This window comes from Faecalibacterium sp. An192 (genome assembly GCF_002160175.1).
In the GTDB taxonomy this organism is placed as follows: domain Bacteria; phylum Bacillota; class Clostridia; order Oscillospirales; family Ruminococcaceae; genus Faecalibacterium.
In genome coordinates this window covers 121,846-131,773 of record NZ_NFKB01000003.1, presented here as the reverse complement: position 1 = coordinate 131,773, position 9,928 = coordinate 121,846, and the positions used below count along the sequence as shown (strand labels likewise).

Here is a 9,928-nt window from a genome sequence, read left to right as displayed (position 1 = left end):
TTCGAGAGGCTGAAAGAGGCGGCCACTCATGAGTAACCAGCGTTTACCTGCCCTTACGACAGGCACCGAGACCGTTGTAAAAAGGGCGTTCTAAGCTAACCTCCCACACGGAGAAGCGGCGGTCTTGAGAAATCAAGGCCGCCGCTTCTCTTGTGATGTTTGCCGATAGATAGAATAGAGTGATGATACTTATGGAAGTAAATTTGCGGGAACTATATCCCGGCATATATCAGAAGGATGTTCACGTCGATATACCGAACGAAATCATGGAGGTGATAAGCGCCGCCCAGCGGGCAGACATTGCGTATGAGCGCCAGATGTACCGCTATAACGCCCATTATTCGTTGGACATACAGGACGGTCTGGAACATGAGACGCTTGGCTTTTCCCTGACCCCGGAAGCTGTGGTGGAACAGAAGCAGCAGAGGGAATGGCTGCTGTGTGCCGTAATGTCGCTGCCTCCGACGCAGGCACGGCGGCTCTATGCCAGGTTCTACTTGGGGATGAGCGTTGCAGAGATTGCCGAAGCCGAGGGCGTGGGCCGGGTCCGTATCAGCAGCAGCATCCGGCGCGGCATACAGCGCCTGATGGTGATGTTGGAAGGAGGGCAAGGAAATTAAGGGAGCCAAAAGGGCAGGTGCCGTGCGGCATCTGTCTTTTCTATTTTATTATATCATGAAAATTTGAAAACCAAATGGAGCATTTTCAATCTATATAGAGTGGCAAACACCGATTGGTGTATGATAGTATAACGAATGCGAAAATTTGCCCATATTTTTAGGCAAAGAGTTAGCAAATCCTAACTTCAGAAGGAGGACTAAAAATGGAAGCGAAGAATAAAAAGCTCCAAGCAAAAGACCTCATCAATGTTGGCGTATTTACTGCCATCTACTTTGTCATTTTCTTTGTTGGCATGATGTTGGGATATATTCCCATTTTCATTCCGCTGCTGGGACTGGTGTGTCCTATACTATGTGGGATTCCATTTATGCTATATTTAACGAAAGTCAAAAAATTTGGCATGGTTTCATTGACGGGTATTATATTGGGGCTAATCAATGTGCTGATAGGAGCAGGCGTACTGGTGCTGATTTTTGGTGTCATTTTTGGCATTTTAGGAGATCTGGTTCTAAAGGCTGGAAAGTATCAAAGCTGGAAATGTACACTTCTGGGAAATGGCGTGTTTTCACTGTGGATTATGGGATACGTAAGTCGTATGTTTCTTACCCGTACTGAATTTTTTGCATTCCTCGAAAGCAACTATGGCGCTGAGTATACAGCCACTCTTGCTTCCTATACACCCAACTGGATGTTCCCTGTGTTGTTTGTGGTAACTTTCATTGGTGGTATTTTGGGCGCACTGCTCGGAAAAGCGGTATTAAAGAAACATTTTGAAAAAGCGGGGATTGCCTAAATGAGTGCCGCAGAAGAATTGAAATTTGAACACAATTCTTTGATCCCGGTTGACCCGCGAACAAAAATATTTTTAACGGTCACAGTCAGCACAATCACGATGGCAGGTGGCACAGGAGGCATCATGAATGTAATCCGGCCATGCTTGGTAGCCTTGCCGGTGATCCTGTTGCTGCTGTCACAAAGATGGAAAGCGGCAATAAGATTTTCTGTTACATACATGGTTCTCTATGGGCTGGAAATTGCAGTTATTCCTATGCTTACAGGAATATGGAATTTTATCTTGAATGCTGCCAGTGGAATCTACACGCATATGCTTCCAGGGTTTGTAATGGGTTATTACTTGATTTCCACAACAACTGTCAGCGAGTTTGTAGCAGCTATGGAGCGGCTCCGTGTGTCACAGAAAATTGTGATTCCAATTTCTGTGGTTTTTCGCTTTTTCCCTACAGTTAAAGAAGAATATGCCGCCATTCGTGATGCTATGAAGATGAGAGGTATCACAACGTTCCGAAGCCCAATCAAAATGCTGGAATACCGCATGGTTCCGTTGATGATTTCAGTTGCAAAAATTGGCGAGGAATTGTCTGCGGCTGCGCTGACAAGAGGACTTGGCTCACCATGTAAACGTACAAATATTTGCAAAATAGGATTTGGACTGTTGGACATCCTTTTTATTCTGGTGGCTGTCCTTGGTTGGGTGAGCTTTTTTCTGAAATAAGGGAGGACACCAGTGATTGAGCTGAAAGAAATCAACTTTCGCTATACTGGAGGAGAAAATACAGGTGGATTGGAACATATCAACCTTGTAATTCCAGATGGTCAGATCGTACTTCTCTGCGGGGAGTCGGGTTGCGGAAAAACAACTCTTACACGGCTGGTAAATGGTCTGATTCCCAATTACTATGAGGGCGAGTTGAGCGGCGAAGTCTTGCTGGATGGAAAAAACATCAGCTCTCTTCCCCTCTATGAAACCGCAAAATATGTAGGGAGCGTATTTCAAAATCCCCGCACGCAGTTTTTTACTGTAGATTCTACCAGTGAACTGGCATTTGGCTGCGAGAATCAAGGACTCCCTGAAGAAGAAATCGTTCAGCGGGTCAAAGCAACAGCAAGAGAGTTTGGAATTGACGATTTAATGGGCAAAAACATCTTTTCACTGTCAGGCGGAGAAAAGCAGAAAATTGCCTGTGCCTCTGTGTCTACCAGTGATCCGCCTATCATTGTTCTGGATGAGCCATCTTCGAATTTGGACATTGCGGCTACCGAAGATTTACGCCGCATGATTCAGGTATGGAAAGAACAAGGAAAAACCGTTGTGATCGCAGAACATCGTCTCTATTATCTGAAGGGGCTGATAGATCGTGTTCTCTATTTGAAGGACGGGAAGATTGAAAAGGATTATCCAGCTTCAGCGGCTCTCAATCGGTCTGTGATGGAACAGGTGGAAATGGGCTTGCGGCCTTTTGACCTTAGCGCGTTCCCTGTAACAGCACATCCGACTGCCAGCGGAGGGGTTATCGAATGTGAGAACTTCCATTTTGCTTACACAAAGCAAAGAGATGCCCTTGACATTGACAGCCTGACATTACCGCAAACAGGTGTCATTGCGGTCATTGGCCACAATGGAGCGGGAAAATCCACCCTGGCACGCTGCCTCTGCGGATTGGAAAAGCATTGCAAAGGCATTGTGAAACTGGATGGAAAACAGTATAATAGGAAGCAAAGACTATCCCTGTGCTATATGGTCATGCAGGATGTCAATCATCAGTTGTTTACCGAGAGTACCGAGGAAGAAATGATGATCAGCATGGCAAAGCCAGACGCTGCTTATGCGGACGAAACACTCAATCAACTGGATTTGCTGCAGTTTAAGGAACGTCATCCAATGTCGCTTTCAGGCGGGCAGAAGCAAAGAGTAGCGATTGCTACAGCCCTTGTTTCTGAACGCAAAATTCTGGTGTTTGATGAACCGACCAGCGGGTTGGATTTGAAGCATATGAAAGAGGTGGTCAGAGAATTATTGGCAATCCAGGGTACGGGGAAAACTTCTCTGGTCATCACCCATGACTATGAGCTGATTGTAAGTTGTTGCAGTTATGTTCTGCACTTGGAACATGGCAGAGTCGAGGAACAGTATCCATTGGATGCTGTTGGTGTGCAGAGGCTAAAAGCCTTTTTCGGCCAGAATGAGGTGACGGCAAATTGAACAAGAACGATGAGTTTTTTGCACAGCAGCATTTACATTTGATTTGCCGTGATGAATCCTGCTCAGTCTACCAGATGAAAAACGAGACAGGCGACGGCACCGTTACTTTTTACGAGGTATATCCTGGCATCGGGGTCATGTACAATGACTTTCATATGGCCAGCTGCCCGGCGCGCCACTTTGACAATGCGCGGAATATTGGTATCCACCATTGCAGGGAGGGCCGTATTGAGTGGCAGGTGAGCGGCGGGGCCTATTTGTATCTTGCATCGGGCGATATTATGCTGGAAAGTTCGGCAACAGAAAATAAGCGTTGCAGTTTTCCCATAAGCCATTATCACGGAATTACAATCACCATCTCTGTTGAAGAAGCGATGGCGGGAATAAGCGATTTGCTTGCGTTGTTTTCCATTGACCTGGAGCAAGTGGAAAAGCAATTCGCTCTGCATACACGGCCATTTATCATGCACGGGGACTCTGTGCCCGACCATGTGATCTCGGAGTTATACCAGGTGCCAGAGAATATCCGCCTGGAATATCTCAGGGTAAAAGTTTTGGAGCTGTTGGTCACATTGAGAACGGTTGACCCAACGGTTTTAGGGGTGGAGCGCCCCTATTTTTACAAGTCGCAGGTGGAAAAAGTAAAGGCTATCATGGCCTTTATGACAAGAGAGCCGGAGCGGCATTTTACAATGGAAGAACTGTCCGAAAGGTTTGATATTTCGACTTCTGCCCTGAAACAATGCTTTAAGGGTGTGTATGGTACGGCGATCTATACCTATATGCGAAACTATCGCATGGATTTGGCAGCATCTCTCCTGACACAGACGAACGAACCTATAACGGTCATTGCCGGAAAGGTAGGCTATTCCAATACAAGCAAATTTTCTGAGGCTTTCAAAAAAGTAAAGGGCAAAACGCCATTGGAATATCGAAAAATAAAAATCTAAATGGAGCAAAATACAGCCGCACAGAGTGGCAGGCGAAGAAAACACTTGTCATAATAAGAGAGTATCAAGGTGATTGGTACTCTCTTATTATTTTGTTTCGGGAGGAAAAGAAATGAAGCAGAAAAGCTGGATTTCGATTGTGTTTTCCTTCGCTTCACAATGCCGGGGCAAGATAGCGCTGTCGGTTGTGTGCGCAATCATCAGCGTGGCGGCAGGGTTGGTGCCTTATTGGAGCGTTTACCAGGTCATTACGCTCTTTATCGGCGGATCGCCTGAAATGGCGGTGGTTTGGAGATGGTGCTGGATTGGACTGGGCGCTTATGCGGTGCGCTTTCTCTTGTATGGGATCTCAACAAGTTTGTCACACATATCCGCTTACACCATTTTGGAGAATATTCGCCTGGCTCTTGCCCAGCGTCTGATGAAGGCCCCCTTGGGGACGGTCATGGGCGAATCTGTAGGAAAACTGAAAAGCGTATTGGTTGACCGGGTGGAAACCATTGAGCTGCCCCTGGCCCATATGATTCCAGAGTGCAGTTCCAATTTACTGCTGTCGGCGGCTGTTTTTATCTATTTGGCCTGTATTGACTGGCGGATGGCCTTGGCTATGCTGGTGACGATTCCATTTGCTCTTGTTGCCTTTGCTGCGATGATGAAAAATTTCAACAAGCTCTATGCCGACTACATGGAATCCAGCAATTACGTCAATGGGGTCATTGTAGAGTATGTAGAGGGCATCGAGGTCATCAAAGCCTTCAATCAGTCCTCCAGTTCCTATGAGAAGTTTGCCAAAGCTGTCCAGTCCTTTAAGGATTACACCCTCAAGTGGTATCAGAGCAGCTGGAAAGGGATGAATTTCATTACCGCGGTACTTCCCTCAACCTTTTTGGGAACGCTTCCCGTTGGAATGTACCTGTATTGGAAAGGGACCCTTGCGCCTCAGGACCTTGTGATCTGCCTGATTCTCTCTCTGGGCATTGTGGGGCCTTTGATGAACTTCACTACCTATATCAACGAAACAAAGGAAATCGAATATGCCGTGCATGATGTAGACAAACTGCTTCATGCGGAAGAACTGCCGGATACCGGCAGCCCGGCAGAGATTCAATCAAAGGAAATTGTGCTGCACAACGTCTCTTTCTCTTACGATAAAGAGAGCAGCAAACAGGCCCTTTCCCATGTTGACTTAAAAATCCCGGAAGGTAAATTTACCGCGCTTGTGGGTCCGTCTGGTGGAGGCAAGTCCACCATTGCCAGGCTGATTGCCCGTTTCTGGGATGTAGACGGCGGGAAAATCACCATCGGTGGCACGGATATTCGGAATATGCCGCTGTCCCAGCTTACGGACCTTGTCAGCTTTGTCACGCAGGACAATTTTCTGTTCAACTGCTCCATCAAGGAAAACATCCGGTTGGGCAATCCAAAGGCGTCGGACGAAGAAGTCTATGCGGCCGCAAAAGCAGCTTGCTGCGACACATTTATCCGGGAACTGGAGCATGGTTATGATACGGCGGCCGGAGATGCCGGCAACCGTCTGTCCGGTGGCGAAAAGCAGCGCATTTCCATCGCCCGTATGATATTGAAGAACGCCCCCATCGTTATTTTGGACGAGGCTACCGCCTTCACCGATCAGGAAAACGAGGAAAAAATTCAGAGGTCTATTGCAGCCCTGACAAAAGGCAAAACGCTGCTGGTGATCGCGCACCGTCTGTCCACCATTAAAAACGCCGACCAAATCATTGTTTTGCAAAACGGACAGGTAGAGAATATCGGTACACATCAGCAGCTTTTGGATGGAGATTCCCTCTATCGGGATATGTGGCAAGCGCATATCGGCGCTCAGAACTGGTCGGCCAGTTCCGGGAAAGGGGGCAACTGATATGTTCCGTATTGTGAACCGGCTGATCCGCTGGACAGGCCGTTATCAACGGCGCATTTACATCGGATTCATCTACGCTTTTATCCACAGCATTTTTACGGCTGTCCCCATTATGCTGGCCGCGAAGGGACTCAGCGCCGTGCTGGATGATTTCAATGGTATCAAGCCATTGGAGAGCCGCGACATCTGGCTCATGCTGGGAGCCATGATCGTGGCGGTATTGGGCAGATACCTGTTCTCTTATCTTCGCGCCATCACACAGGAAAGTGTTGGCTATGAAGCCACCGCCGATGAGCGGATACGGCTGGGCGATATTCTGAAACGGGTGTCTCTGGGCTTCTTCCATAAGAACAACATGGGAGAGTTGACCGCGGCGGTGACCACAGACCTCTCATTTATGGAGATGTATGCCATGAATATGGTCAACACTGTGGTCAACGGCTACATCACCGTCATCGTTTTGATTCTGTTTTTGGCATTTTACAGCTTTCTTGCTGGTGGGATAGCCCTGGCTGGCGTCCTTTTGTCTGCTCTGTTCCTCCATCTGCTGGAGGCCCGCAGCCGTCAGAACGCTCCTGTTCACCAAAAAGCGCAGGATGATATGGTGGAAAGCACAATCGAATACCTGCGCGGTATGCAGGTGGTGAAAGCCTTTAAGCAGGAAGGGGTGTCCATTGCCGGTATTCGCAAGGCGTACAACGACAGCAAAAATATCAACATCAAAATCGAAGTGGAGTATATGCCATTCAACTGCCTGCATCTGTTTTCACTGAAGGCAGCTTCAATGGCCATTGTCGCCGCGGCTGCGCTGTTGACCTGTCAAGGCAGCCTGGAACTTCCCACCATGCTTATGCTGGATATGTTTTCCTTTATGATTTTTGGCAGCGTAGAAACCATGAACAATGCCGCTCATGTCCTGGAAATCATTGATGCTACGCTTGATAAACTGGACAACATTGAACGCGCCGACATCATTGACAAGGATGGAAAGGATATTCCTTTGAAGAACACGGACATCGCGTTTCGCAATGTAACTTTCTCCTACGATAAAGTGCCGGTCCTGCAGAATATCAGCTTCTCCATCCCCCAGGGCAGCACCACGGCTATCGTGGGTCCATCCGGCAGCGGCAAGACCACCATCTGCAACCTGATTGCCCGTTTCTACGATGTGGACAGCGGTGCGATTACAGTGGGCGGCGAGAATGTTCAGAACATGACCTGTGACAGCCTTCTTCGCAATATTTCCATGGTCTTTCAGAAGGTCTATCTGTTCCATGATACCATTGAGAATAATATCCGGTTTGGAAACCCTCGTGCAACACAGGAGGAAATCATAGAGGCAGCCCAAAAGGCCCGGTGCCACGACTTCATTATGTCACTGCCGAAAGGTTATCAGACCGTGGTCGGAGAGGGCGGTTCTACCTTATCCGGCGGCGAAAAGCAGCGCATTTCGATTGCCCGCGCCATCTTAAAAAACGCCAGCATTGTCATTCTTGACGAGGCAACCGCAAGCATTGACCCCGAAAATGAACATCTGATCCAGCAGGCCATCAGCGAGTTGACCGTTGGAAAGACGGTCATTGTCATTGCCCACCGCCTGGCAACCATCGAACACGCCGACCAGATTCTGGTAGTAGACAAGGGGCAAATTGTTCAAAGCGGAACGCACCGGCAGCTTGTTCAGCAGGAAGGTCTTTACCGGCGATTCATCACCATCCGTGAACAGGCTGAGGGGTGGAGCATCTAAAAAAGTTCGGGCGTTGTATCAATAACCAGCGAATACCTGCCCTTACGACAGGCACCGAGACCGTTGTAAAAAGGGCGTTCTAAGCTAACCTCCCACACAGAGAAGCGGCGGTCTTGAGAAATCAAGGCCGCCGCTTCTCTTGTGCTGTTTGCCGATAGATAGAATAGAGTGATGATACTTATGGAAGTAAATTTGCGGGAACTGTATCCCGACATATATCAGAAAGATGTTCACGTCGATATACCGAGCGAAATCATGGAGGTGATAAGCGCCGCCCAGCGGGCAGACATCGCGTATGAACGCAAGATGTACCGCTATAACGCCCATTATTCTTTGGACATACAGGACGGTTTGGAACATGAGACGCTAGGCTTTTCCCTGACCCCGGAAGCTGTGGTGGAACAAAGGCAGCAGAGGGAATGGCTGTTGTGTGCCGTAATGTCGCTGCCTCCGGTGCAGGCACGGCGGCTCTATGCCAGGTTCTATTTGGGGATGAGCGTTGCAGAGATTGCCGAAGCCGAGGGCGTGGGCCGGGTCCGTATCAGCAGTAGCATCCGGCGTGGCATACAGCGCCTGATGGTGATTTTGGAAAGATAGCAAGGAAATTAAGGGAGCCAAAAGGGCAGATGTCGTGCGGCATCTGCTCTTTCTCTTTTCTCAAGTGGACGCTGGTATAAGGAGATTGCTTTTCGGCGTTAGATAGTGTATAGTTACATACAAGAGGGTTAGTGCGAACTAATCAAATGCGGCTGCAAATCAGCTCAGGAGGAACGCATCATGCCGAGTATTCCCTTCAACCCAGATTGGTACGGCCCCGGGGCGTCTGTTGTGGCCCGGGACGGCGCTTGCACCGTCATCGACTACGGCTGCCCGGGTAAGGGGCTGGTCAAAAGCTACCAACTGTTCGACGGCGTCCAGATCTGCTTTCTGGATTTTGAGACCGACGCGGTGCTTCCCTCCCAGACCTTCAACGCCGAGATTCTGGAGGTCACCTGCTGCCGCGGCGGCCGCTACGAGAGTGAGTATGCAGACCACACCGTGTCCTACCTGCCGGAGGGCTGCTTCAGCGTGGCGGGGACGGCGCGGCTGCCGGTGTCCTTTTCCTTCCCGCTTGGAAAGTATGCGGGTACCAGCCTTGTGGTGGACGGGCAGGCCCTTTCAGCTTCCACCTGCTGGCTGTTGGAGGCGATGGCCATCGACCCGGCCCAAATTAGACGGGACCTGGGGACAGAGAAAAGCTGTTATGTCAGCGCCGCGCCGGAAGAGCTGCAAGATTTATTCGACGGGCTGGACTGTGCCGGCCGGGCGGGGGACGTGCCGGCGTTGCGGCTGGGGGCCCTGGAACTGCTGCGGGCTGTGGCCAGACTGACCCCGGCGGCGGGGTGCGACGCGGCTTACTTTGACAAAAAGCAGATCCAGAAAGTGAAGGAGATTCGTGCCCATCTGATTTCCCATTTGGATGAAAAAGTCCCGCTGGAAACCCTTGTCCGGCAGGCACACATGAATCTGTCGAATTTTTATATGGTTTTCGCTCATATTTACGGCGAAAGCCCCTATGCCTACCTGAAACGGTACAAGATGAACCTGGCGGCCCAGATGCTGGCCCAAAGCAAGCAGAAAATCGGGGACATCGCCCAGGCTCTGGGGTACAGCAACGCAAGCAAGTTCGCAAAGGCGTTCTTCTCGGTGTATGGCGTCCTGCCCAAAGACTACCGGAAAAAGGGCTGAAA

At 49.4% G+C, this 9,928-nt stretch carries 9 protein-coding genes; all 9 read left to right on the top strand.

The genetic code is table 11. From position 1 onward, the window contains the following. The first annotated feature begins 182 nt into the window (after nucleotides 1-182). On the top strand, nucleotides 183-620 hold the full coding sequence (locus tag B5F27_RS02125) for a sigma-70 family RNA polymerase sigma factor (protein WP_087364349.1): 438 nt from the start codon (nucleotides 183-185) through the stop codon (nucleotides 618-620). 203 nt (nucleotides 621-823) lie between these two features. Next, on the top strand, nucleotides 824-1,414 hold the full coding sequence (locus B5F27_RS02120; RefSeq protein ID WP_087364347.1) for an MptD family putative ECF transporter S component: 591 nt from the start codon (nucleotides 824-826) through the stop codon (nucleotides 1,412-1,414). Continuing rightward, complete coding sequence (locus B5F27_RS02115) at nucleotides 1,415-2,134, top strand: energy-coupling factor transporter transmembrane component T (protein WP_087364345.1); 720 nt, start codon at nucleotides 1,415-1,417, stop codon at nucleotides 2,132-2,134. It abuts the gene before it with no gap. Nucleotides 2,135-2,146: 12 nt separating this feature from the next. Then, the gene (locus B5F27_RS02110; RefSeq protein WP_087364343.1) at nucleotides 2,147-3,622 is read left to right on the top strand and encodes an energy-coupling factor ABC transporter ATP-binding protein; all 1,476 of its coding nucleotides are present in this window, start codon (nucleotides 2,147-2,149) and stop codon (nucleotides 3,620-3,622) included. Next, a complete protein-coding gene (locus B5F27_RS02105; protein WP_087364342.1) occupies nucleotides 3,619-4,572 on the top strand; it encodes an AraC family transcriptional regulator in 954 nt (317 codons plus the stop codon). The genes B5F27_RS02110 and B5F27_RS02105 overlap by 4 nt, the downstream gene beginning before the upstream one ends. Before the next feature lie 112 nt (nucleotides 4,573-4,684). Then, nucleotides 4,685-6,451, top strand: a complete 1,767-nt coding sequence (locus B5F27_RS02100) for an ABC transporter ATP-binding protein (RefSeq protein WP_087364340.1) — start codon at nucleotides 4,685-4,687, stop codon at nucleotides 6,449-6,451. Between the two features lies 1 nt (nucleotide 6,452). Continuing rightward, entirely contained in the window at nucleotides 6,453-8,198 is a 1,746-nt protein-coding gene (locus tag B5F27_RS02095; protein WP_087364338.1) for an ABC transporter ATP-binding protein, read from the top strand. 171 nt (nucleotides 8,199-8,369) lie between these two features. Beyond that, on the top strand, nucleotides 8,370-8,795 hold the full coding sequence (locus B5F27_RS02090; protein ID WP_087364336.1) for a sigma factor-like helix-turn-helix DNA-binding protein: 426 nt from the start codon (nucleotides 8,370-8,372) through the stop codon (nucleotides 8,793-8,795). 180 nt (nucleotides 8,796-8,975) lie between these two features. Beyond that, entirely contained in the window at nucleotides 8,976-9,926 is a 951-nt protein-coding gene (locus B5F27_RS02085) for an AraC family transcriptional regulator (protein WP_087364334.1), read from the top strand. Nucleotides 9,927-9,928 lie beyond the last annotated feature (2 nt).

What these genes read in the sequence shown, in the direction of transcription:
- B5F27_RS02115 (WP_087364345.1), top strand. Translation starts at nt 1,415, where the DNA reads ATGAGTGCCGCAGAAGAATTGAAATTTGAACACAATTCTTTGATCCCG.
- B5F27_RS02090 (WP_087364336.1), top strand. Translation starts at nt 8,370, where the DNA reads ATGATACTTATGGAAGTAAATTTGCGGGAACTGTATCCCGACATATAT.
- B5F27_RS02085 (WP_087364334.1), top strand. Translation starts at nt 8,976, where the DNA reads ATGCCGAGTATTCCCTTCAACCCAGATTGGTACGGCCCCGGGGCGTCT.
- B5F27_RS02120 (WP_087364347.1), top strand. Translation starts at nt 824, where the DNA reads ATGGAAGCGAAGAATAAAAAGCTCCAAGCAAAAGACCTCATCAATGTT.
- B5F27_RS02100 (WP_087364340.1), top strand. Translation starts at nt 4,685, where the DNA reads ATGAAGCAGAAAAGCTGGATTTCGATTGTGTTTTCCTTCGCTTCACAA.
- B5F27_RS02095 (WP_087364338.1), top strand. Translation starts at nt 6,453, where the DNA reads ATGTTCCGTATTGTGAACCGGCTGATCCGCTGGACAGGCCGTTATCAA.
- B5F27_RS02125 (WP_087364349.1), top strand. Translation starts at nt 183, where the DNA reads ATGATACTTATGGAAGTAAATTTGCGGGAACTATATCCCGGCATATAT.